This is a genomic window from Vibrio sp. TRT 2004 (assembly GCF_050113735.1).
GTDB lineage: Bacteria > Pseudomonadota > Gammaproteobacteria > Enterobacterales > Vibrionaceae > Vibrio.
Map to the genome: position 1 here is coordinate 13,792 of NZ_JBNJOH010000042.1, position 23,531 is coordinate 37,322.

The window sequence follows — 23,531 nt, forward strand, 5'->3', positions numbered from 1 at the left end:
GCTTTAAGTCATTCTATCCTATTGATTATAGGAAGTGGAAAGTCGCGTTAAGAGAGAAGTTCTTAACGTCTTCTTCTTTCATTGAGAATACGTTGTAGCTTGCGCCTAGTGAAATTGGACCCATTACAAAGTACTCAGCGCCAACACCGTACATCATGTCAATTTCGTCTTCTTTGAAATCGCTATTACGGCCAGTCAGTTCGTAAGAGTGAATACCCGCTTTTGCGTAAATGTGAAGCGGACCAAAATCGATGCTTGGTTTTGCTGCGAAGTAAACAGCTGAACCTTCAAGATCGCGTACTACACCACCGTAATTCACATTGTCGAAATCACCAAAGTTTTGGTAACCCGCTTCCAAGCCGATGAATGGAAGAATGCCTGTACCAACGTGAACGTTGTACGAGGTTGATGATTCATTGCCCAGATCCGCTTGACCCACACTTGCGCTGCCGTAAATCCAAGAGTCCGCAGAAGCTGTAGCTGATGCGCCAATCAGAGCTAGCGCGAGTAGTGTCTTTTTCATAATAAACCTTCTCTAGTTATAAGTTGCAGAAGCTTAGGCTGGCAAGCTTCTGCCGTATTTGTCAAAATTCCGAACTGTATATTTACTGATGCAATTTGCATACCTAACAGGCATCAATTGCCATTTTAACTCGTTTGTCCGATACCGGATATGGTGTACCAAGTTGCTGAGCAAAGAAACTCACCCTCAATTCCTCTAACATCCAACGCACTTCTTTGACGTTATCAGGCACGGCAACACCCTTAGGTATCTTGTTAAGCAGCTCTTTGTAATCATTGCTGACCGACTCAATCTTGAGCATGTGCAAACGATCTTTGTTAGGGTCGATCGGCAGTTTTTCCATCCGACGCTCAATGGCCTTCATATAGCGAAGAATATCGGGTAGACGTTTCCACCCACACTCTGTCGCAAAACCTTTGAAAATCAACCCTTCAATTTGCGCTTTAATGTCAGACAGGGCAAAAGCCATCGTAAAGTCAATCTTGCCTTTCAGCTTCTTATTGATATTAAAAGCCGTTGTTAAAATTGTCTCAACTTGTTGAGCAATTTCTACCACAGTGTCACCTAATTCAGCGCGTACGTGCTCTTTAAGCTGTTCGAACTGTTCTGGCTCCCACACCAAACCACCTTTCTCTTCTATCAATTTATCAACACCACAAGCGATACAGTCATCGATGAGATCGAGAACTTTACCGTAAGGGTTGAAGTACAAACCGAGCTTCGATTTGTTTGGCAAGTTGGTATGCAGATATTTAATCGGTGACGGTACGTTTAACAATATCAAACGGCGCTGACCGGCTTTCATTGCTGAAATTTGCTCATACTCGGTTTCGTATAGCTTGATTTCGACGCTGTCTTTGCTGTCAACGATCGCTGGATACGCTTTAACGTCATAACCACCGCGTTTCTGCTGATAAACTTTCGGTAGCTCGCCAAAGCTCCAAGTGTGCAAACCCTGCTGCTCAATATCATCGTCAGCAACTTTTGACAGGGTTTCCTGCACCTTATCTTTTAAGCTCTCTTTAAGTTCATGAAGGTTACGATGCTCTCTGAGCTTGCGGTTGCGATGATCAACGGCACGGAAAGTCACCTTCAAGTGGTCTGGAACTTGCTCTAGATTCCAATCTTCGCGAAGTACTTCTACTCCCGTCATTCGACGTAGCTCTTTCTCCAATGAATCCAGCAATGGCGACTCAAAAGGCGTCGAGCGTGCTAAAAATGCATCAGCGTAGTTAGGGGCTGGCACAAAATTCTTACGAATAGTCTTTGGTAACGACTTGATAAGGCTGACCACCAACTCATGACGTAAACCAGGAATTTGCCAATCAAAACCAGCGGGTTCTACTTGGTTTAATATTGGCAGCGGCAGATGAACCGTTACACCGTCGTTATCTTCACCAGGCTCAAACTGATAACTTAGTTTGAGTTTTAACCCATTCTGGTGCCAGAAGTTAGGGTAATCCAGATCGGTGACATGACTGGCATCGCCTTTAAATAGCATCTCTTTTTCAAAATTCAGTAGCTCTGAGTTTTGTTTCGATGCGTTCTTCCACCAAGTATCAAAATGTTTGCCAGACACAACTTCGGTGCCCACGCGCTGATCGTAGAAATCAAACAGTTCATCATCGTCAACCAGAATGTCACGGCGACGAGATTTGTGTTCGAGTTCTTCAACTTCTTGCAATAACTTACGGTTTTGCTTAAAGAAAGCATGTTTGGTTTCCCACTCTCCTTCCACTAAAGCACTGCGAATAAAGAGTTCACGGCTGACGACTGGGTCAATGTTGCCGTAGTTAACCAAACGCTTTGGTACAATAGGCACGCCGTAAAGCATCACTTTTTCGTGAGCCATAACCGCAGCACGTTTTTTCGACCAATGTGGTTCGCTGTAACTGCGTTTAATCAGATGCTTCGCTAAAGGCTCAATCCACTCTGGCTGAATCTTGGCGATAATACGACCCCATAGCTTGGAGGTCTCGACCAACTCAGCCGACATGATCCACTTCGGCTGTTTTTTGAACAGACCTGAGGCTGGAAAAATATGAAAACGAGCGTTACGTGCGCCTTGATAATCATTTTTCTCTTGGTCTTTCATACCAATATGAGAAAGCAAACCAACTAAAATCGCACTGTGCACACCTTGGTAGCTCGCCGGTTCGTCATTGAGTTTAAAGTCCATTTCACGCATTGATTGATGGACTTGGAAGTAGACATCCTGCCACTCACGAACACGCAAGTAGTTCAAATAATCTTGCTTGCACTGTTTGCGGAACTGGTTGCCCGTCAATGCCTTTTGTTGCTTCTGAATGTAATCCCAAAGGTTTACCAAAGTCATGAAATCTGAATCTTCATGGAAGAAGCGACGGTGCTTGTCATCCGAAGATTGCTGCTTGTCACTTGGACGCTCACGAGGATCTTGGATCGAAAGCGCAGACGCTATGATCATTAGCTCCTTCAGTGCACCATATTTAGGCGCTTCAAGTACCATGCGTGCCAAGCGCGGATCGATAGGCAATCTTGCTAATTGGCGTCCAATCGGCGTCAGGCGTTTTTTCGGGTCTTTCGCTTTTTCATTGATCGCACCCAACTCTTCCAGCAAACGAACACCATCTTGGACATTTCGCTTATCTGGCGCTTCGACAAATGGGAAAGCTTCAATATCACCCAGTCCCAATGCCGTCATCTGCAAGATAACTGAAGCTAGGTTGGTACGCAGGATTTCTGGATCAGTAAACTCTGGACGAGCATTAAAATCCTCTTCTGAATACAAACGGATACAGATCCCTTCCTCAACACGACCACATCGACCTTTACGCTGATTTGCACTTGCTTGAGAAACTGGCTCAATGGGAAGACGCTGTACTTTAGTTCGGTAACTGTAACGACTGATACGCGCGGTACCAGGGTCAATCACGTATTTAATACCTGGTACCGTCAATGATGTTTCGGCTACGTTAGTTGCCAGCACAATTCGACGTCCGGCATGTGGCTGAAAGATCTTGTTCTGTTCGCCAGCTGACAATCTCGCATACAGAGGCACAATTTCTGTGCTCTTTAGATTGCGTTTTGCTAACGCATCAGCGGTATCACGGATTTCACGCTCACCGTTCATAAAGATCAGGATATCACCCAGACCCTCTTCACAAAGCTCGTCAACCGCATCAAAAATGCCCTGCAGTTGGTCACGGTCAACATCGTCATCACCAAAAAGTGGACGGTAGCGTGTTTCAACAGGGTAAGTACGCCCCGACACTTCGATGATCGGTGCGTTACCAAAATGCTTAGAGAATCGCTCCGGATCGATCGTTGCAGATGTGATAATAATCTTTAAATCCGGACGACGCGGTAACAGCTCTTTGAGGTAGCCGAGAATAAAATCAATGTTTAGGCTACGTTCATGCGCTTCATCGATAATGATGGTGTCATACTGGTTTAGAAAACGGTCATGCTGAATTTCAGCCAGTAGAATACCGTCCGTCATTAACTTGATCTGTGTATTGTCAGATATTTGGTCGTTAAAACGAACTTTATAACCCACAAACTCACCGAGCTGTGTTTCCATCTCTTGTGCAATACGACTAGCGACAGAGCGCGCCGCAAGACGTCGAGGCTGGGTATGACCAATCAGACCATATTTTCCACGCCCGAGTTCGGCACAAATTTTTGGCAGCTGCGTCGTTTTTCCTGAACCGGTCTCACCTGCAACGATCACGACCTGATTCTCTGCTATCGCTTTCGCAATATCGTCTTTTTTCTGGCTGACAGGGAGGATTTCAGGGTATTCGATTGTTGGTGAGCTATGCCCTCGCTGTTCTGCTTCCATCATAGACTTGGCAATATCAAGCGCAATCTCATCAAACACGGCAGAGCGTGAGGCGTCATTCTTAATTTTACTGGCACCCGAAATACGCTTACTCAAACGGAAGCGGTCGCGCAGCATGCACTCATTTAGGGCTTTACGTAACGTGGCTGCGCTATTTGTTGATGCAGTCATGTTGGTCTCTTTTTTAGGCTGTGACGAAGTCAAAGCATTTCCTATTTTTTATTTCTCATTCAAAAGCGTGCGAATTGTATCACACAACTTACCGTCAGGCTTACACCACTCTGTTCTGCAAACATGTTAGCGTCTCAACAAAGCTAGTGTTATACGAGTAAACCGTTCCCAGGAAGCACTATCATGGGCTCGTTAGAGTTTTTATGGCGATGAAAACCGAGCGGCATCACTGCCGCTCGGTTTTAAGAGTTTGGCCCAGCTAATCGGCTCGGATCAAAAATCGATCTGGACGTAGATGGAATTGTAGTTACTGCCACCCTTAATGCGTCCGTATTGAGAGGCTTTTTCAAAAATCGCGCTGCGATGATGCAAAGAGTATCCGACCCAGACTTTATCGAAATCGCGACTATTGAACAGATCCCCGACATTGACATCAAAAGAAAAATCAAGATAGTTCAAATAGTTACTAGGTGTGTAGCCTTTCGATTTCATCTCTTCATGTTCGATGTAAGTAAAACTGTCGATATAAGAGACACCCTCTGCGAAACCAAAACGCCATTTGGTTGGCCAATCAACGGTGTAATACGCCTTAATCGCCGCAACATATTCAGTGGCTGACGACTGAACGTCTGATGACCAATGGTGAACAATACCCGGCGTGAAATAGATATCAAGCGGAACGCCAAAGATCTCATCGGTTAATGGGTGTCCATAAAACAACGAAGTCAGTTGGTTATTATAGGGATCTTTCTCGGTGTTAAATTTCATAATCTCACCGATATTGGATGGCGTAGCCCAACCGTGTGCAACCCTGAAATAACGCTTGTTGGTTAGCTCGGATTTTGGCGCTTTGCTCTTGTCATTAAAGAATCCAAAGCCAAGATAAACTTCACCTTGATATCGGTCGTTAATTGCAGAAGCGTTATAAGCATTATTATCGAGACGAGTGACACTGGTCGCGCCAAGCAAGTACAAGTTGGAGTAAACATGGTAGCGTGCACTTACCCCTAGCTTAACATCCACCCCTGCGCCAATTTGTTGATTGGCCTGCCTCGAAAAGGCGTAATACTCGCTATTAAAATCAGCACCTTTATAGCGTACAGTCAGATGAGGTTCCAACTCCCAATCGCCAAATTCATAATATCCTGAGGCCGTGAGGTTGGCATGAATACGAGAATCTGAATCAGACATCAGTTCGCTATCAAGATGCCACTGCTGGTCAATTTGGTATCTAAGTTGAGCACCAAAATCGAAGGTATCGCCTTGGAGGGCATTTTGTGCCGACGCAGGAATATCGACAAAACGTAAGCGCATTAAACCATTGAACTGGTAACGCTCGTCGTCCGATGTGTAAAGATAAGCGCCACCTTCAAGTCCATTGACGAAAAAGTGGTCATTATTAAAGTACATCAGGGGAACAAACGTGCTGACGGTCTGATCCTCACTCTGAGTATTAAAAGGAATCGACGCCATTCGATACACTGCTGCTATACCCCAATCTTGTTCTCCGATTGAAGCGTCTTGGCTTGCAAGCAGTTGCATTGATGTCATGCTGCTAGCCATCGCGGCTAAGGCAATGAGACGTTTATTAAATATCATTATTGGTCCAAAAGTGACGAAGAGAGCCAAAATCTAGCTAAACATCGCAGTTAATACTTATGTTTCTTGGTCATTCGTCGTTAAAATATGTATATATGATCCACTAAATCAAAATATTGTGAAAGCATCTGAACTAAAAAGTTTATTAAATTCACTGCCAGAAGGGAGTGATCCAGACATCGTAACAGGTGAAGCCTGGCTACCAGAGCGCCTGATTGATACGTCACAAGATGGCGAAATGATGTTTTTGCATTTCGACTCAGCACCAGAAGAGACTCAGGGAGAAGAGGAAGGTCGCGGTTTTGTCGAACATGAAGTCGCCATGATCCGCCATCGCTTTGAACAGATTCTTGAAGAAAGTTCGGACACGAAAACGAAAGCAGATGCTATGCTGGCTCTTTTTCTCATGGGTCATGAACTTTCCAGCTCAGACATCATCGAAATACTGGAAGACCCTGAAGTCCCTGAGCCACCCACTGAGTAGTCAATGAATAGTAAGTTACCCTTTGTTATCGCAGGCCCTATATTAAGAAAAACAACCGCCAACGACTTGGTATTTTGGCTGGTTACCAGTGAACCACTGCAAGGCAAATTTGAACTCAATCTAGAACCGAACCAAGGTCAAATTTTCAGCCAAGACCTCGAACAGTGTAACCAGTTACCGCTTGGCGCTCACTGCTATCTCACCTTGGCACACTTCCGAGGTCAATTTCCGACCGATGTCGCCCTCAGCTACCAGTTTGTGACGCAGCATGGCGCAATAACGGAACTTTGCCCCTACCTGCTGTACGAGGATGAAATCTCACTAACATTTCGTATCTCAACCAAAGCTGACTATATACTTCATGGCTCTTGTCGTAATCCTCACCATCCAAGCAAAGATGCACTGGTTGCGGCGGATAGAAAAGTCGCGACGCAAGAGTTGCAGCAGCGTCCTGACTTGCTAATGATGAGTGGTGATCAAATCTATGCAGACCATGTCGCTGGCCCGACGCTGGATGCCATTATTCAAACCATTCAACTTCTTGGATTACCAGACGAGCGCTTCGAAGGCGCACCTTTCTCCTCGAGCGAGCAGCTGTTTGCACACCCACACTGCTATTATTCGAGAGATAAACTCCTCCCGCACTATGTTGACGACGGTCATTGGTTAACCAAACTGTTGCCACATCGAAACGCGCCAATATTCAGTTCTCGCGAAGCAGAGAATCATCTGGTTACCTTCTCAGAGTTCTTCGCGATGTATCTGCTGGTTTGGTCACCCGCTCTTTGGCATTGCGTCAATATGGATCGCTTGCACGACGCGGGCTTTACACATGGTGGCCAAGCGATATCACCAAAATTTCAACACAAGTGGCGCGAGGAAAAAGCTATCATAAGCCAGTTTGTCACTGGCTTACCTATGGTACAAAGATTGTTCGCCCACATCCCTACCTACATGATTTTCGACGACCACGATGTCACCGATGACTGGAACCTCACTATCGGATGGGAAAAGGCGGCGTACAGCCACCCTCTTTCAAACCGAATCATTGGCAATGGGTTAATTGCTTACTGGCTCTGTCAAGGCTGGGGAAACGAGCCTGACAACTTCAACCAAGAGTTTCTCGATGTAGCGAATCGCTTTATCCAACAACCTAGTTGCCACGCACAAGACGATTTTATCCGCTACCTATATACTTTTGAACGCTGGCACTACACCATTCACAGCTCCCCAAAAGTTGTCGTGTTGGATACCAGAACACGACGCTGGCGGTCTGAATCTCGCATGAACAAACCTTCCGGTTTGATGGATTGGGAAGCCTTGATCGAGTTTCAACATGAGCTAATGCATCAAGATAAGGTCGTAGTGGTGTCGGCGGCGCCAATGTTTGGCGTTAAGGTGATCGAAGCTTTGCAGAAAGCGGCCACCGTGATTGGACAACCTTTGGTGATTGATGCTGAAAACTGGATGGCGCACCCAGGAAGCGCGAACACACTCCTAAGTATCTTTACCCATACCAAAACACCGACCAATTTTGTGATTCTGTCGGGCGATGTTCACTACTCATTTGCTTACGACATCAAACTGAGGTTCCGACGTAACAGTCCAAACATATACCAAATCACCTGCAGCGGTTTTAAAAATCATTTTCCAGAACCTCTGCTGGCAATCTGCGATCATGCCGACCGTTTACTATATTCCCCCCGCTCTCCGCTAAACTTTCTCACCAAACGTAAGCGGCTAAAAATCAACAAGCGCGATCCAGAGACACCAGGAACACGTAGATTAGTTAACACCAGCGCAATCGGTGAGTTGAAACTGGATCAACATGGCAAACCATCGCGAGTTTCGATTTTGACCGCAGAGGGCGTTGAATGGGACTTTCCTCCGATAAAGGAAAAGTAAGGTTTATGTAAAGTGACTTGTTATTGCAGCTATTCATCACTATCTATAGCTGTAGAGACGAATTTGAGGCAACAACTATGTTGAATTCCATTACCCAACTCTTTAAGCAACTCCTTGATGGGCAAGATCTGGGACACGCTAACACAGGCGAGCCAACTCTGGCTATCGCTTCCCTTCTGTGCGAGGTTGCCGGTGCCGATCATCAGGTCAGTGAACAAGAAAAAATAGCCAAGAGACATCTGCTCGAAAAACTTCTCGCGATTGATGAAAATCAGGCAATAAGTCTGCTCGCAAGAGCGGAACAAAACAGCAAAGAGGCTTCATCACTCTATGAGTTCACCTCTCAACTTAGAGAACTGAGCCAAGAAAAACGTTTTGATTTGATACAAGCGATGTGGCAAGTGGCGAACGCCGATGGACAAATCGACCCATTAGAAGACTCTGTGATTCGAAAAACTGCCGAGTTACTCTACGTTGACCACAGTGAGTTTATTCGCGCCAAGTTGTCGGTCACTGACCAAAAATAGAAAAGGGAGCGTGAGCTCCCTTCGTTTTTATCACAGCATTGTCAGTGCCAGCTTAGCTAAGTTGTACGCGTCTACGTAACCAGAGTGCTGGCGACCTTCCCACTCAATACCTTTACTTTCTTGAGCGGCTTTATGACCTATTCTCTTGTCTTTCAAGCGGTTTTGAATCCGATATAAAGTGGCAAGGTTGATGAATTCATTGAAGGGCATATCAATCCCTTTTGCTTTGCACTCCGCACGCAACACGCGATCATCTCGCCCCCAAGCGGCGTATATCTTATTTGTGCCACCAAAGTTTTTCACCATCGACTTAATCACTTCGCTAAGCGGACGCCCTTGTTTTTCTATTTTTCGCGGTGTAATTCCGGTCAATTGAGAACAGAACAGTGACACTTCATCGTGCTCAGGTTTAACGTAGTACTGAGCTCTCTTAACAATTTCACCGCTAGCGAGATCAATTTCCGCAAGCCCGACTTCAATAATTTCGCCAGTGGTACCGACACCGTTTTCATTCCAACAGCACATTTCCAAATCGAAACAAACTACACGGTTATGGTTCATGGTTCGCCTTTGTTGACAATATTGTGAAAGCGCAAAATTCTACATCAGAAATTTGAAAAACTCGACTGCTTGGCCGTTGAGTGTTCAGTTATTCCGCGATTGATACACAATTACGGCCAGTCTGTTTACTCTTGTACAATTGTGCGTCAGAGGCTTGCATTATGCTCTCCTCATCTTCGTGACCTCTAATGGCAGCGCCAATACTCAATGTACAACGAATCTTTTGTCCACCATAGGTATGCACAAGCTCAGCGACTGCACAACGAATTACATTCAGATAATCTCTTAACTGATCTTTGTTCGTGACTTTAGAAAGAATACAAAACTCATCGCCGCCCATACGTACAAAGATATCTTCTTTAACCAAATGTTGTTGAATAAGTTTCGCGACACACACAAGCATTTCGTCACCTGCAACATGACCAAAGTGATCATTGATTAACTTAAATCTATCAATGTCAAAGGTGATCAGGGCAAAGCTCTGATTGGTTTTGACCAGCTCGCGTAAATACTGGTTAAACGCTCTACGGTTATAAATACCCGTTAAAGAGTCATGCACAACAAGGAACTGTAGCTCCTGAGTACGCTCATCGAGAAGTACCGCTAAGTGCTCTTTGTCTCTCACTAGCAAATAGACAATAAAACTCAACAGACAAGCGATCGTTAGGCCTGAAAGAAAGATAGCTGCGAGCACCAAAGAGTCATTGCGGGTAACCTGCCTGTCGAGTTTAAAATCGACTAGCCATTCACGATTGGGCAACACCACTCGTTTAGTAATTTCGATACCTTGGGTGTAGTTCCAGTTTGGGCTGCGGTAGAGGATAGGATCATCTTCGGCATCAAACCCCATGTCCGTAACTTGTACTAATAAGTCCTGTTCCGTTGCGGTTCTTACCACAATCGATTCAAAGTATTTGGTTGAACGTATGACACCAATTACCACACCAATCAGTTGATCTTCGTGTTCTAAATCGAACACTGGGTGATAAACAAGAAGACCCGATTTCGTAATACTCCTGTCGAGACCATCTTGTAGCAAACGAACTTTATCCGATACGCTTGGCTCGCCTTTCATCGTTATGTTATTCAGTACTCGTTGAAAGCGCTCACGCGACGAGTAGTAACCCAATACGCTGATGTTTTCTGGGCTGCGAGGATAAACATCAGAAGCGGTGTAGACAGGTTGGTTATCAGTCATGATATAGCCGGTCGTTTTCTCACCATCTTTGGGTACTGTGTAAATATTGAAATCAGGAAATGTTTTCCGAACCTGTTCAATATGACTGGGAATATCCTGCTTCTCGACACGTTGCATCCATTGCAAAGCGATCAGCGTTGGTGAAGACGAAACCACTTGATCAGCAAAAACCGGAAATCTGTCCCAATCCTGTGGTTGCGTAGAATGAAAAAAGTTCGCCCCAGCACCGATAAAATGGAGATCACTCTGAACAATTTGTTGGAGATTTTCTGCTTGCTGGTCAGCCAGTTTATCGACTAACGAGATGGTATATTTCAGCTGTGACTGATACGCAAAGTAAACCGCATAAAATGCAACGAACAGAGAAAAGAGAAATGTTAAGAAGGGATAAAGGAAGTGCTTTTTATTAAGTCGTTGCATAACGCATTTTATGTTTACAGCTTTGTCGAAATATCGCTCACATTGTAGCCCTATCCAATTGATGACTTAAAGCACAAACAACAATTTGATATGAAACAATTTACGTTTCGTGGCGCATGCCTCTTTTTGCGGCAAAATTCGGTCAAAAACAGACCAAACAGTGACGAAAATTCCTGATAAGACTTGTTTTACTAGCCGAATGGCGACTTGATTATGTTACTATCTGCCCCAATTTATCAGAATAACGTGGTTCTCGTTCCAAGCTGAGAACCAAAGCAGAGATTGAGCCAATCTCTCCTTTCATTAAATAGTTAAGAGAAATGTCATGACGTTCGATTTACAAATGATCCCTCAAACGTTCGATATGCTTCACGCAGGCCTCGCTGCATCAAGCGTTTTACTTCTTCTTATTGCGGTGTCTCGCAAATCTAAAGTGATCGAGAAAGTGGTTGAGAAGCCAGTTGAAAAAATCGTCGAAGTCGAAAAACCTGTCGAAAAGATCGTTGAAGTTGAAAAAGTCGTTGAAGTCGAAAAAATCGTCGAGAAAGTCGTCGAAGTAGAATCAAAACTTGCAACCGCTTCAACCGACTCGGCGATGCAACTCCTTGCGCTAATGCAACAAGAAGCACGATTGATTGATTTCCTCAAAGAAGACCTGACTTCATTCTCAGATGAAGAAGTCGGTGCAGCCGCTCGTGTTATCCACACCGGTGGTCAGAAAGTGCTTAGTGACTACGTCACACTAGAACATATTCGCAATGAAGACGAAGAGACGCGAATCACTATTGAACAAGGTTTCAACCCACAACAAGTTCGCCTAACAGGTAACGTAACGGGCAGTGCACCATTCCATGGCACACTCGTTCACAAAGGCTGGAAAGCAAGTTCGATGAATCTGCCAAAGCTGGCTGAGAACTATGACGCAACCGTTATTGCTCCTGCAGAGGTAGAGCTGTAATGGAAACGCAAAACATTGCTCAACAACCGACTCAAGAGCCGCTGGCTAAATTTAGTGTGGGTATCGACTTAGGCACCACACACTGTGTGCTTTCTTACGTCGATACAACCGATGAAAACGCGCGTGTTGAAGTCATGGCGATTCCACAACTAACCGCACCTGGCACCGTGGAGAATCGAAATCAGTTGGGCTCGTTCCTATACCAGCCTCATGAGCACGAGATGAACCCTGTGTCTCGAGTCCTTCCATGGACATCAGAGCCAACCGCGCTCGTTGGTGCAATTGCGCGAAACCTAGGCTCAAAAACACCGATTCGTTTGATTGCTAGTGCAAAATCTTGGCTGTGTCACGGTGGTGTAAACCGCCGTGACGCTTTCCTACCCGCAGGCAGCCCAGAAGAGGTTGAAAAAGTATCACCTCTGCGAGCGACTGAGCTCTATTTAGAGCATCTAAAACAAGCGTGGGATTACGGAAATCCGAATCATTTACTTGCCGATCAGGATGTGACCATCACCGTACCGGCATCGTTTGACCCTGCAGCACGTGATTTGACCGCAGAAGCCGCTCGCAACGTGGGTTTTGTCCACCTTACTTTACTTGAAGAACCTCAGGCAGCGTTGTACAACTGGATTGATAACAGCAATGACAAGTGGCGCGATGAGGTTTCGGTTGGCGATATCGTACTGGTTGTCGATATCGGCGGTGGTACAACCGACCTTTCTTTGGTTGAAGTGACTGAGGATGAAGGCAATCTCACCCTGAATCGTATCGCGGTTGGTGAACATATACTCCTTGGCGGTGACAACATGGATCTCGCCCTCGCCTATCGCTTGAAAATGAAACTAGCTCAAGAAGGGAAAGAACTTCAGCCGTGGCAAGTTCAAGCCATGACACACGCTTGTCGCGACGCGAAAGAGGCACTTCTCAACGATAGCGAGCTACAGTCGGTTCCTATTGTGGTACCTAGTCGCGGCTCTAAGCTGCTAGGCGCAACTTTAAAAACTGAGCTAACACAGCAGGAAGTTCAACAGACCCTTGTTGATGGATTTTTCCCTAAAGTGGCGGTCACTGAACAACCTGTGCAGCGTAACCGTGGTGCTCTAACTCAAATGGGGCTGCCTTACGCTCAGGATGCAGGCATCACACGCCACATCGCCGCCTTTTTAACGAAACAGGCCAATGCTCAAAACGGCGAGAATCCGGCTCAAGACTTCAATCCTTTTGCCAATATGCCTGGCATGGGTGGCAGTGCTCAACCATCGAGTGATTTTATTAAGCCTACTGCTATCTTGTTTAATGGTGGTGTACTTAAATCTAACTTGCTCGCTCACCGTCTTGAAGAGACCATCAATGAGTGGTTGATTGATGCTGACTGTGAAATGGCAAAACGACTCACTGGCGTTGACCTAGATCTTGCAGTCGCAAGTGGTGCCTCTTACTATGGTGCTGTTCGTCGTGGTCAGGGCGTACGTATCCGCGGTGGTATTGCTTCAAGCTACTATGTGGGGATCGAAAGTGCGATGCCAGCCATTCCTGGTATGGCTCCACCAATGGAAGCATTATGTGTTGCACCATTTGGCATGGAAGAAGGTTCTCAAGTGAATGTACCAAGTCAGGAATTTGGTCTGATCATTGGTCAGCCTGTCAATTTCCAGTTCTTTGGTTCTACGGTTCGCCGTGACGATGAGGCAGGGACACATCTTGACCACTGGGCACCAGAAGAGCTAGACGAGCTACCAGAAATTCAGGTAACACTACCCGTCACCGAAGGTCGCCGTGAAGGCGAAGTCGTGCCGGTTACCCTTGCCTCACGCGTTACTGAGCTCGGCACGCTATACCTAGAAGCTATCGCTGCCGACAATGGCCAAAAATGGCATGTAGAGTTTGACGTGCGCGAAGACGCAAGCTCGAATACACAATCACTATAAAAATTTAAGCGGCACCTTTTGGTGCCGCTTTTCCTTATCTCGTAAACAAGGGTTTTGTTCTATGGCATCGCCTCGTTTTTTAGTCGGTATCGATTTAGGTACAACCAATACGGTTGTCGCATTCTGTGAAATTACTGACGACCTACAACATTCCAACGTGTCCCTGTTCGACATTGACCAGCTTATCGGACCTGGCGAAGTGGTTAGAAAGCCGCTTCTTCCCTCTTTTCGCTACCATCCCGCACAGGGTCAGATATCTCCGCTTGATTTGACATTACCTTGGGACGAGCAGCCCGTTGCTGGTGATATTCCCAATGTCATTATCGGCGAATGGGCTCGTGAACTGGGCGCCAAAGTGGAAGGCCGTCAGGTATCAAGTGCTAAAAGCTGGTTATCACACCAAGCAGTCGATCGCCGCTCTGATATTCTTCCTTGGGCAGGAGCAACAGATGTCGACAAAGTATCGCCGGTCATCGCCAGTGCCAGCTATCTCAACCATATTCGACAAGCATGGAACTACCGTCATCCTAGTAATAAGCTGGAAGACCAAGATGTCGTCGTAACCGTTCCTGCATCATTTGACGAAACCGCGCGTAAGTTGACCCTAGAAGCCGCTCAACTGGCCGGACTGGACAAGATCGTCTTACTCGAAGAGCCTCAAGCCGTTTGCTACGATTGGTATGCACGCCACCAGCACAGTGCTGCCGATGAATTGAAACAACTGCCCTTAATATTGGTGTGTGATGTGGGCGGTGGTACTACCGATTTGAGTTTAATCGAAGCTCGCTTCAACCCCGATGCCAACCATGACGAAGCACTCAATCTCGATCGTATAGGCGTTGGTGAACATCTAATGCTGGGGGGGGATAACCTCGATCTCGCCCTAGCTCACTTAGCAGAACAGCGATTCAGCCAAAGTAAAAAACTCAATGCAGCTAGCTTAACCAAGCTTATTCAGCAAACACGCAAAGCAAAAGAAAACCTGCTTTCTTCTGACGCACCTGAAGAAGTTAAAATTACTATGTTGGGTAGCGGTTCCAAGCTGCTTGGTGGCACCAAAAGTATTGCACTCAGCAAAGAGGAAGTTCACCAAATCGCACTCGATGGTTTTTTCCCTCTCTCCGACTTTAACCACACACCCGATAAGAGACGAAGCGCCGTTGTCGAGTTTGGCCTGCCTTATGTCGCCGATCCTGCTGTTAGTAAGCACATCGCTGAATTCCTAAATCAACACCAGCAAGTTTCCTATGCCGCACTAAACCAGCAAGATGAATCCCAACCGGCTATCCCTGTAGGGCTTCTACTCAACGGGGGCGTTTTTAACAGTGAACTCGTGACTGAACGTGTGACTAGGCTTCTCAACAACTGGCGAGGTTCGGCGGTTACTGTACTCGACAACCCTCATCCTGACTGGTCTGTCGCACTGGGTGCTGTCGCCTTTGGCAAAGCACGCCGTGGCGCTCAGTTAAAGATTGGTGGTGGTGCAGCCCGTTCTTACTTTTTGCATCTGCAAGAAAAGAACAAAATGGGCAAAGCATTATGTCTATTAGCCAAAGGAACGAAAGAAGGGCATGAAATCCGCCTAAGCGGACGTCGCTTCTCTCTCACTTTGGGTGAGCCCGTTCGTTTCAATCTTCTCACCACGACTCACGATACACTTGCTAACAAGACGGCCATCCAGAACGGTGTTATGGTCGATGTCGATCCTGACCTATTTGCGCCTCTTCCCCCTTACATCTCTACTTTGCAAGGCGAAGGGGTTGAGCTGCAGGCTAACCAAAAAGAGCGTGTTGAAGTGCAATTGGCTTGCCAGTTGACGGAAGTAGGCACACTTAAAATGGAGTGTGTTCATACTGAAGATGACACCAAGCGCTGGGCTGTGGAATTCGAAGTCCGTAATCAAAAAGCCGAACAAGACCAACAGCAAGCACTGCATCCTCGATTGAATGAATGCAAAGAGCTGATTGCTCGCATCTACAGTGGCAATAAAAAAAGCGCTGAATCGAATGAAATTAAGACACTCGCGAAAGATTTAGAGAAAAAACTGGGTAAGCGCGACGATTGGGACTTCACCACGCTGCGTCAGTTGTTTGATTCCTTTGCACTCGGCCGCAAACGTCGACGTCGCTCAGAGCAACACGAGAAAAACTGGCTTCGTCTCGCGGGTTTTGCGATGCGACCTGGCTTTGGCGATGCCACTGACTCTTGGCGGATCGAGCAAGTGTGGGGACTCTACCAGCAAGGTATTCAATTCAAAAACCATCAGGGATGGACTGACTGGTGGGTATTCTGGCGTCGCATCGCTGGTGGATTAAACCAAGATCAGCAGGAAACGATCTTAGCAGACATTGCAAAATACCTTCACCCAGGCGCGATGAAGAACCCTCAATCAGCGAAAGCAGCGCAAGATATGGGCTATGAGTCCATGGTTCGCTTGGCAGCCTCTCTTGAGCATCTTGAGGTCGAAGATAAGGTTTTACTTGCGTCATGGTTTTTAAGCAAGGCCATCAACTTTAACCAGTTTGAACAGGCTCACTGGTGGGCGCTAGGTCGACTCGCATCACGTACTCCCCTTTATGGCAGCCAACACGCCGTCATTTCTCGCGAGCAAGTGGAACAGTGGTTACCTAAATTACTTGAACAAAACTGGCAGAAAGAACCAATGATCGCTTTTGCTGCGGTGATGATTTGCCGCAAGACGGGCGATCGCCTATTCGATATTAGCGACGATGTCCGAGCTCAAGTCATAGCGAAGCTAAAACAGAGTAAGGTTCCCGACTCATGGCTCCTTCTGGTTGAACAGGTCAAGGCGTTGTCCGACAGTGAATCCAAACGAGTATTCGGTGACGCACTTCCAAGTGGTCTGACACTGGTTCACCACTAACCAGATTGCAGACAGCCTTATGCTTGGCTGTCTGCATCAAACATTCCTCTAGCCAGCTACTGAAATTACTCGTAATATCTTCTTTTTACGACGTAAACAGCGCATGAAAAAAGAGAACTTAATCGGCTTACTCACTGCCTCAGTTAGTCTGCTGGCACTTATCTACCTGCTTGCGGGCGATTCTCACTTTCCGATCATTCAATGGCCTTATCAAGCGCTTCAGGGACTGGTCTTCTCCTTTGTATGGGGATTCGGTGTTTCCGCCGGTCTCGGTTACGCTTATTCCATTTTGCTCACACTCGGTGTGTGCATCATTTTCTTCGCTATCGGGCATAAGTTGACGCGAGTCCTCACAAGCAGTAGGAAGTAGACGCTTGTTACATTTTAACTAAGGAGAGTAATATCGTTATTCGATCAGCCACATGGATGCTTGGCACCTTGTTCTCTTTCTGCTTGATGGCCGTTGGTGCTAGAGAGTTAAGTGGGCAACTCGGCACTTTTCAGGTTTTGTTTTTCCGTGGTTTGATAGCCTTAACGATCATATCCATCGTCATCCTAGTCACTCAGCAACAGCACTTAATTTATACCAAGCGACTAAAGCTTCATACGGTACGCAATCTCTTTCACTTCGCAGGTCAATACGGGTGGTTTATTGGTATTGGCTTGCTTCCTCTTGCTCAAGTATTTGCCATTGAATTTACCGTCCCCCTGTGGACAGCGATTATTGCCGCCCTATTTTTAGCAGAGCAACTCACCAAGCGTAAGCTAGTCGCTATGACTTTGGGGTTTGTTGGCGTGCTTTTCATCGTCAAACCAGGATTCGAAATCGTGACTCCCGCAGCATTAATCGTGCTCACGTCAGCCGTTTGCTACGCCGTATCTCACTCATCAACAAAATCCCTTGCTCGCACAGAGCACCCACTAACGATATTGTTTTTGATGTGTTTAATTCAGTTGCCAGTGAGTTTCTCACTCGCCGTCCCTGATTGGCAATTTCCCGCAGGCAGCCAATGGCTTTGGCTAGCCACTATTGGGGTGACAGCCCTCTCCGCCCACTACTGTATGACTAAAGCACTTCAATTAGCCGATGTTTCCATCGTAGTGACGATGGATTTTTTGCGTTTACCTGTTATCGCTCTGGTGGGCGTTGTTCTCTATGCAGAAGAATTCCAAATCTCACTTCTGGCTGGCGCATTACTGATGTTAGCGGGCAATCTGATCAACCTATACCAAGAAAAACGCCCCTCTCATGTACCAAGAGTGTCCCTCAGAGAGCGTTTACGTAACAGAACTTAACCGAGCTCAGTCAGACCATCGCCTACAGTACTGGTGACAATCGAATCAGTTCGTCGCCACTGTTCACGCGTCATTCTATATAGGCAATGGCGCTTAAGCTCATGACCAGTCGGCAATTTCGGGTGGTCAAAATCTTGCCCAGTGTTGAGCATGCCTATTTTTTCCATCACTCTTTGCGAAGGAACATTGGTCAAAGCTGTAAATGAATAAACCTGTTCAAGGTTAAGTTGCCTAAACGCATAATCTAACGCCGCACAAGCCGCTTCAGGGGCGTAGCCTTTCCCCCAGTGATGAACATCAAGTCGCCAGCCAATCTCAACCAATGGTGCATTAGGGATTCCACTGTCTTCTGCTTGCTGATGCAAGCCAACGAAGCCGATAAACTCTTGAGTCTGTTTGATCTCCAGCGCCCAAAATCCCCACCCGTTTAGATTGATAAGTTGACGCATAACGTCTAGCTGCGAATCACTTTGCTCGCTAGTGAGGCGTGAGGGGAAATAGCGCATCACTTGTGGATCTGCATTCAATCGGCGATAGGGTTCTCTGTCAGACTCACGCCACTGGCGAAGGATCAGTCGTGATGTTTCTATCATATATTCCTCTTACCTGCTGACTATCTTTATCCTTGCCTAAATCACTGAGGAAGCCTAATCCTCTAGAGTTTTCAGTACCTTTTGACACAGGTTTTTTAGGACGATGAGCTCTTCAAGTTCTAATGGGATTTTGCACTTCATTTCTGCTGGAATCTGTAATGCTTGCTGCTGTAATTTGGCTCCAGAGTCAGTCAGTTTTAGTACTCGTACTCGTTCATCTTGCTCGCTACGTCCACGTATAACAAACCCTTTGCTTTCTAAGCGTTTAAGAAGCGGCGTTAAGGTGCCTGAATCTAGGTGTAATCGACTACCGAGATCCTTAACATTGATACCATCACTCTCCCACAACACCATCATCACCAGGTACTGCGAATAGGTAAGATCTAAGTTTTCCAGCAATGGCCTATAGGTACGGATCACCGCATTGGCGGCGCTATAAAGTGGAAAACAGATTTGATTGTCGAGTAAAAGACTCTGTTCCGCACTGAATGAATTGTCACTTTCGCAGTAAGACATGATACACCCCAAAAAATAAATTGCACACAATATACTTGCATTCAACATAATTTTCGATATAAGATTGCTAGCAATTAGATTGTGCACAACTTAAATTAAGGATTTTCAGCATGACGACGTTATACCAAACTCAAGCAACAGCATTGGCAGGCCGTAATGGTCAAGTTAAATCAGACGATGGTTTACTGGATTTAGAGCTTTCTTACCCTAAAGAGATGGGTGGCTCTGGTCTTGCCACTAATCCAGAACAATTATTCGCAGCCGGGTACTCTGCCTGTTTTTCTAACGCTATTCTTCACGTTGCACGAGAAGCAAAAGTTGCCTTGAAATCCGCCCCAGTGACAGCTCAAGTGGGTATTGGCCCGAACCAACAAGGTGGTTTTGCATTAACGGTAAGTTTAGCGGCAACGTTAGCGCTACCGCAGGAGCAAGCACTTGAGTTAGTGAAAGTGGCTCATCAAGTCTGCCCATATTCAAATGCTGTTCGTGGCAATATTGATGTTGCGGTTACAGTCAATGGCGAAGCGATTTAAACGTGTTAAAACAATAATGCCGACCTGAGGTCGGCATTATTAGTTTTTCAGGGTAATTCTATGACTGGTAGGTTTTTCGCAGCTCCTTAGCAGCAAGAACCATGTTCGTGAGTGACGCTTCCGTCTCTTTCCAGTTACGCGTTTTGAGACCGCAATCTGGATTTACCCATAGACGTTGAGCCGGAATTTTCTCAGCGGCCTTGTTAATCAACCCCTCAATCCACTCTTTACTCGGAATGTTAGGCGAGTGAATGTCATACACGCCAGGGCCAATCTCATTCGGGTAGTTAAACTCTTCAAATGCTTTGAGAAGCTCCATATTTGAGCGCGACGTTTCAATGGTGATCACGTCAGCATCCAGTGCTGCGACAGAATCAATGATTTCGTTAAACTCTGAGTAACACATGTGGGTGTGGATCTGAGTCTCTGGTTTGGCACTAGCCGCTGAAATCTTAAACGCATCGACCGCCCATTCAAGATACGCTTTATGGTCACGCTTTTTAAGCGGTAAGCCTTCACGAATTGCAGGTTCATCGATCTGAATAATGTTAATACCCGCCTCCTGTAGGTCAGAAACTTCATCACGCAGCGCAAGTGCCAATTGCTCAGCAATCTGTTTACGCGAGATGTCCTCACGCGGAAACGTCCAACATAGAATTGTCACTGGCCCCGTTAACATCCCTTTCATCTGTTTCGATGTTAATGATTGCGCATAGGTCGACCATTCAACGGTAATTGGTTTTTCGCGCTCAATATCGGCAACAACAATGGCCGGCTTAACACAACGTGAACCATAGCTTTGTACCCAACCAAATTGGGTGGTCTGGAAACCCGCTAGATTCTCAGCAAAGTACTCAACCATGTCATTACGTTCAGCTTCACCGTGTACCAGTACGTCAAGATCTAGCGCTTCTTGTCGCTTCACTGCATCAGCGATATGACCTTTGAGCGCTTGGTGGTACTCAGCCTCAGACAGTTTCCCCGTTCGATAAGCACTGCGTTGTACTCGAATTTCGCTCGTTTGTGGAAATGAGCCTATTGTGGTCGTAGGGAAAAGCGGCAAACCCAAGACTTCACTCTGATGCGCGGCGCGCTCCACATAGGGTGCACTGCGCTCTGTCAGAGACTTTGTAATCTTGTTGAGGCGGGATTGCACCTGTGGTTTGTTAACGTGCGTTGCGGTCTTACGCGCTTGAATTGGCGCACTGTAAGTATCACACGCTAAGATCGCCTCATGATCACCATCTAAAGCTTTACCCAACAACGCCACTTCCGTCACCTTCTGTTTGGCAAAGGCAAACCAACTAGCGACCTCCTCACTCAGGTTTGACTCTAGTTCTAAGTCAACAGGGCTGTGTAACAGTGAGCATGACGTTGCCACCCAAAGCCTCTCTCCGAGCGTCTCTTTCACTGGTTGCAATAAAGCAAGCTGTGTACTGAGATCGGCACGCCATACATTACGACCGTTGACCACACCCGCAGATAAAATCCAGTTTTGTGGTAGATTTTTTGCCACAACATCTAGCTGTTCTGGAGCCGCAGATAAATCGATATGTAAGCCGTCCACTTGCAGTTCAACAATCTTATCAAGCGTATCAACGACCGAATCAAAATAGGTAGTAAGCAACACTTTAACGTCACTACGAATCACCTGATAGGCAAGTTTGAACGAATCTTGCCATGCTTTATCCAGTTCAAGAGCTAAGATTGGCTCATCTATCTGTACCCACTCAACACCTTGCTTTGCAAGTTTTGCCAAGATAGCTTGATAAGCCGTTAACAGGCGAGGAAGCAGTGACAAACGGTCAAAGCCTTCGTCCACTTCTTTGCCTAAGTACAAGTAGCTTAATGGGCCAAGCAGCACAGGTTTAACGTTGTAACCCGCTTTAATCGCTTCATTAACTTCTTCAAACAGCTGGGGCCAGCTTACTTCAAAACTGTCATCCTTGCTGAACTCAGGTACGATGTAGTGGTAGTTAGTGTTGAACCATTTAGTCATATCTGACGCTGCATGACCACTGCATCCGCAACTTGCCTGAGATTGACCTCGTCCGACCTTAAAAAGTGTATCAAGATCAGGGAATCCATCTCGATGACGCTTAGGTACATGACCAAGGAGCAAAGTGGTCGTCAGAACGTGGTCATACCAAGCAAAATCCCCTGCCGATACAAAATCCAGCCCCGCCTCTGCTTGTGTCGCCCAGTTATTATGACGCAGTGTTGAACCCACTTGTTTCAGTTCAGCCTGATCAATTTCTCCGCGCCAGTATTTTTCGAGCGCGAATTTCAGTTCGCGTTTTTCACCAATTCGCGGGTAGCCAAGAATGTGTGTCGTTGTTGTCATGTCGTGATTCCTTTTGATTCTGTTTCTAGCGTCTGTTTGTGCATTTACAACATCATCAAGATGTCTGGATGGCTAAACTATCTCGCCAAATCTTCACGACAACAATCTCCAAATATTCAACATGTTTATTAGATTTCTTCATAGTGGCGTTTGGCTTAGCTCAATGGGATCATAGAGATTCGAATTTTATTTTTAGCCATCTAGATGTTTACACACCCAAAAAAACAAGCTAGGTTAATATAATTCATGCGAATGACATCTATCTGAAGGGAATTCATGGTCGAGCTAAAACACCTCCGTACGCTAACAACACTGCGAGACACTGGTTCGCTGACCGCGACAGCCACGACTCTCCATTTAACTCAGTCCGCACTGTCTCATCAGATAAAAGATCTTGAAGCGAGGATTGGGGGTCAACTCTTTCTGCGTAAAACGCGTCCAGTTAAGTTCACCTCCGAAGGCGAGATTTTTTTAAAGCTCGCCGATGAGGTGTTACCTCGCGTTGCCAAAGCTGAGAATGAGATTGCCAGTCTCAAAGAGGACGTAAATGGTCGGCTACACATGGCGATTGAGTGTCACTCTTGCTTTCAGTGGCTGATGCCTGCGCTCAAGGAGTATCAACTTGCTTGGCCAAGCGTGACGCTCGATTTTTCGTCAGGATTTGGCTTCGAACCATTACCTGCGCTACTTGCAGGCGAGTTGGATTTGGTGATTACCTCCGACATTCAGCCAAGATCCGAAGTCCATTACGAGCCTCTATTTGACTTCGAAATGCGATTGGTGACATCGATTTCCCACCCCTTGGCACAAAAACCGGCCATTGAGCCACAGGATTTAGCCGATCAGACAATGCTCTCTTATCCGGTTCAGAAGAATCGATTGGATGTCGTTAAACACTTTTTGCAACCCGCCAACGTAGAACCAGCAAAATGGAAGCAGGCTGACAACACTCTGATGCTGATCCAGATGGTCTCTGCTGGTCTTGGGGTTGCCGCATTGCCTAACTGGGCCATCAGTGAATTTTCGAGACAGGGACTGATTGCCAGCATCCCGCTGGGGAATGGTTTATGGAGACGGCTATTCGCCGCCATACGCCATTCAGATAGGGACAAGCGTTACCTACTGGCATTTTTTAATACTGCCCGTCTACAATCTCAAAGCCATTTAGACGGTATAAAAACGGTTTAGCGGAAGTAAATTACCACCTTCTAAAGAAGGTGGCTTTGTGTGAGCCCCCTAAAAGGGGGCCTTTGTTTAGTCCAGCGCTA

17 protein-coding genes are annotated in these 23,531 nt (G+C 46.3%); 9 read left to right on the forward strand and 8 right to left on the reverse strand.

What is annotated here, in order from left to right; translation table 11 throughout:
• Nucleotides 1-25: 25 nt before the first annotated feature.
• The 3 genes from ACQEXR_RS15495 to ACQEXR_RS15505 form a co-directional block, all read right to left on the reverse strand.
• Nucleotides 26-523, reverse strand: coding sequence for a porin family protein (locus tag ACQEXR_RS15495; protein WP_138973263.1), 498 nt, complete (start codon nt 521-523; stop codon nt 26-28).
• 103 nt (nt 524-626) lie between these two features.
• The gene (gene hrpA, locus ACQEXR_RS15500; protein ID WP_331417041.1) at nt 627-4,517 is read right to left on the reverse strand and encodes an ATP-dependent RNA helicase HrpA; all 3,891 of its coding nucleotides are present in this window, start codon (nt 4,515-4,517) and stop codon (nt 627-629) included.
• A 273-nt stretch (nt 4,518-4,790) separates the two neighbouring features.
• Entirely contained in the window at nt 4,791-6,080 is a 1,290-nt protein-coding gene (locus ACQEXR_RS15505; RefSeq protein ID WP_427020702.1) for a MipA/OmpV family protein, read from the reverse strand.
• 154 nt (nt 6,081-6,234) lie between these two features.
• On the opposite strand from ACQEXR_RS15505, the gene ACQEXR_RS15510 reads away from it, so the two are divergent.
• The 3 genes from ACQEXR_RS15510 (at nt 6,235) to ACQEXR_RS15520 (ending at nt 9,032) form a co-directional block, all read left to right on the forward strand.
• On the forward strand, nt 6,235-6,600 hold the full coding sequence (locus tag ACQEXR_RS15510; protein WP_138973266.1) for a hypothetical protein: 366 nt from the start codon (nt 6,235-6,237) through the stop codon (nt 6,598-6,600).
• A gap of 3 nt (nt 6,601-6,603) precedes the next feature.
• Nucleotides 6,604-8,505: an alkaline phosphatase D family protein gene (locus ACQEXR_RS15515; protein ID WP_427020696.1), complete on the forward strand. Its 1,902-nt coding sequence runs from the start codon at nt 6,604-6,606 to the stop codon at nt 8,503-8,505.
• 77 nt (nt 8,506-8,582) lie between these two features.
• Nucleotides 8,583-9,032, forward strand: coding sequence for a TerB family tellurite resistance protein (locus ACQEXR_RS15520; protein WP_426950313.1), 450 nt, complete (start codon nt 8,583-8,585; stop codon nt 9,030-9,032).
• Nucleotides 9,033-9,062: 30 nt separating this feature from the next.
• Here the strand turns inward: ACQEXR_RS15520 and ACQEXR_RS15525 are convergent, their stop codons facing one another.
• Both ACQEXR_RS15525 and ACQEXR_RS15530 read right to left on the reverse strand, forming a co-directional pair.
• Nucleotides 9,063-9,593: a 3'-5' exonuclease gene (locus ACQEXR_RS15525; RefSeq protein WP_138973269.1), complete on the reverse strand. Its 531-nt coding sequence runs from the start codon at nt 9,591-9,593 to the stop codon at nt 9,063-9,065.
• An 88-nt stretch (nt 9,594-9,681) separates the two neighbouring features.
• The gene (locus ACQEXR_RS15530) at nt 9,682-11,211 is read right to left on the reverse strand and encodes a sensor domain-containing diguanylate cyclase (RefSeq protein WP_427020697.1); all 1,530 of its coding nucleotides are present in this window, start codon (nt 11,209-11,211) and stop codon (nt 9,682-9,684) included.
• A 325-nt stretch (nt 11,212-11,536) separates the two neighbouring features.
• Here ACQEXR_RS15530 and ACQEXR_RS15535 point away from each other — a divergent pair, with 325 nt between their 5' ends.
• From ACQEXR_RS15535 to ACQEXR_RS15550, 4 genes are all read left to right on the forward strand, one after another.
• Nucleotides 11,537-12,169, forward strand: a complete 633-nt coding sequence (locus ACQEXR_RS15535) for a DUF2760 domain-containing protein (RefSeq protein WP_138973271.1) — start codon at nt 11,537-11,539, stop codon at nt 12,167-12,169.
• Nucleotides 12,169-14,097 (forward strand): Hsp70 family protein, encoded by a 1,929-nt coding sequence (locus ACQEXR_RS15540; protein WP_427020698.1) that lies wholly within the window; start codon nt 12,169-12,171, stop codon nt 14,095-14,097. Before ACQEXR_RS15535 ends, ACQEXR_RS15540 begins: the two co-directional genes overlap by 1 nt.
• A gap of 61 nt (nt 14,098-14,158) precedes the next feature.
• Nucleotides 14,159-16,981: an Hsp70 family protein gene (locus tag ACQEXR_RS15545; protein WP_427020699.1), complete on the forward strand. Its 2,823-nt coding sequence runs from the start codon at nt 14,159-14,161 to the stop codon at nt 16,979-16,981.
• 426 nt (nt 16,982-17,407) lie between these two features.
• Nucleotides 17,408-18,277 carry a DMT family transporter gene (locus tag ACQEXR_RS15550; protein ID WP_426950320.1) on the forward strand — a complete coding sequence of 290 codons (870 nt, stop codon included), beginning with the start codon at nt 17,408-17,410 and terminating at the stop codon, nt 18,275-18,277.
• On the opposite strand, the gene ACQEXR_RS15555 is transcribed toward ACQEXR_RS15550, so the two are convergent.
• Both ACQEXR_RS15555 and ACQEXR_RS15560 read right to left on the reverse strand, forming a co-directional pair.
• The gene (locus ACQEXR_RS15555; RefSeq protein WP_426950321.1) at nt 18,274-18,870 is read right to left on the reverse strand and encodes a GNAT family N-acetyltransferase; all 597 of its coding nucleotides are present in this window, start codon (nt 18,868-18,870) and stop codon (nt 18,274-18,276) included. The genes ACQEXR_RS15550 and ACQEXR_RS15555 overlap by 4 nt on opposite strands.
• Nucleotides 18,871-18,924: 54 nt before the next feature.
• Nucleotides 18,925-19,386 (reverse strand): MarR family winged helix-turn-helix transcriptional regulator, encoded by a 462-nt coding sequence (locus tag ACQEXR_RS15560; RefSeq protein WP_426950322.1) that lies wholly within the window; start codon nt 19,384-19,386, stop codon nt 18,925-18,927.
• A 110-nt stretch (nt 19,387-19,496) separates the two neighbouring features.
• On the opposite strand from ACQEXR_RS15560, the gene ACQEXR_RS15565 reads away from it, so the two are divergent.
• Nucleotides 19,497-19,919 carry an organic hydroperoxide resistance protein gene (locus ACQEXR_RS15565; RefSeq protein ID WP_426950324.1) on the forward strand — a complete coding sequence of 141 codons (423 nt, stop codon included), beginning with the start codon at nt 19,497-19,499 and terminating at the stop codon, nt 19,917-19,919.
• A gap of 58 nt (nt 19,920-19,977) precedes the next feature.
• Here the strand turns inward: ACQEXR_RS15565 and metE are convergent, their stop codons facing one another.
• A complete protein-coding gene (metE, locus tag ACQEXR_RS15570) occupies nt 19,978-22,263 on the reverse strand; it encodes a 5-methyltetrahydropteroyltriglutamate--homocysteine S-methyltransferase (RefSeq protein WP_427020700.1) in 2,286 nt (761 codons plus the stop codon).
• A gap of 276 nt (nt 22,264-22,539) precedes the next feature.
• Between metE and ACQEXR_RS15575 the strand changes: the two genes are divergently transcribed.
• Complete coding sequence (locus tag ACQEXR_RS15575; protein WP_427020701.1) at nt 22,540-23,451, forward strand: LysR substrate-binding domain-containing protein; 912 nt, start codon at nt 22,540-22,542, stop codon at nt 23,449-23,451.
• Nucleotides 23,452-23,531 lie beyond the last annotated feature (80 nt).

Bases quoted from the DNA above. Each gene is read 5' to 3' on its own strand.
- ACQEXR_RS15530 (WP_427020697.1), bottom strand. From the start codon at position 11,211: ATGCAACGACTTAATAAAAAGCACTTCCTTTATCCCTTCTTAACATTT.
- ACQEXR_RS15505 (WP_427020702.1), bottom strand. From the start codon at position 6,080: ATGGCTAGCAGCATGACATCAATGCAACTGCTTGCAAGCCAAGACGCT.
- ACQEXR_RS15555 (WP_426950321.1), bottom strand. From the start codon at position 18,870: ATGATAGAAACATCACGACTGATCCTTCGCCAGTGGCGTGAGTCTGAC.
- ACQEXR_RS15515 (WP_427020696.1), top strand. From the start codon at position 6,604: ATGAATAGTAAGTTACCCTTTGTTATCGCAGGCCCTATATTAAGAAAA.
- metE (WP_427020700.1), bottom strand. From the start codon at position 22,263: ATGACAACAACGACACACATTCTTGGCTACCCGCGAATTGGTGAAAAA.
- ACQEXR_RS15520 (WP_426950313.1), top strand. From the start codon at position 8,583: ATGTTGAATTCCATTACCCAACTCTTTAAGCAACTCCTTGATGGGCAA.
- ACQEXR_RS15545 (WP_427020699.1), top strand. From the start codon at position 14,159: ATGGCATCGCCTCGTTTTTTAGTCGGTATCGATTTAGGTACAACCAAT.
- ACQEXR_RS15540 (WP_427020698.1), top strand. From the start codon at position 12,169: ATGGAAACGCAAAACATTGCTCAACAACCGACTCAAGAGCCGCTGGCT.
- ACQEXR_RS15550 (WP_426950320.1), top strand. From the start codon at position 17,408: ATGCTTGGCACCTTGTTCTCTTTCTGCTTGATGGCCGTTGGTGCTAGA.
- ACQEXR_RS15575 (WP_427020701.1), top strand. From the start codon at position 22,540: ATGGTCGAGCTAAAACACCTCCGTACGCTAACAACACTGCGAGACACT.
- ACQEXR_RS15495 (WP_138973263.1), bottom strand. From the start codon at position 523: ATGAAAAAGACACTACTCGCGCTAGCTCTGATTGGCGCATCAGCTACA.
- ACQEXR_RS15525 (WP_138973269.1), bottom strand. From the start codon at position 9,593: ATGAACCATAACCGTGTAGTTTGTTTCGATTTGGAAATGTGCTGTTGG.
- ACQEXR_RS15560 (WP_426950322.1), bottom strand. From the start codon at position 19,386: ATGTCTTACTGCGAAAGTGACAATTCATTCAGTGCGGAACAGAGTCTT.
- ACQEXR_RS15535 (WP_138973271.1), top strand. From the start codon at position 11,537: ATGACGTTCGATTTACAAATGATCCCTCAAACGTTCGATATGCTTCAC.
- hrpA (WP_331417041.1), bottom strand. From the start codon at position 4,517: ATGACTGCATCAACAAATAGCGCAGCCACGTTACGTAAAGCCCTAAAT.
- ACQEXR_RS15565 (WP_426950324.1), top strand. From the start codon at position 19,497: ATGACGACGTTATACCAAACTCAAGCAACAGCATTGGCAGGCCGTAAT.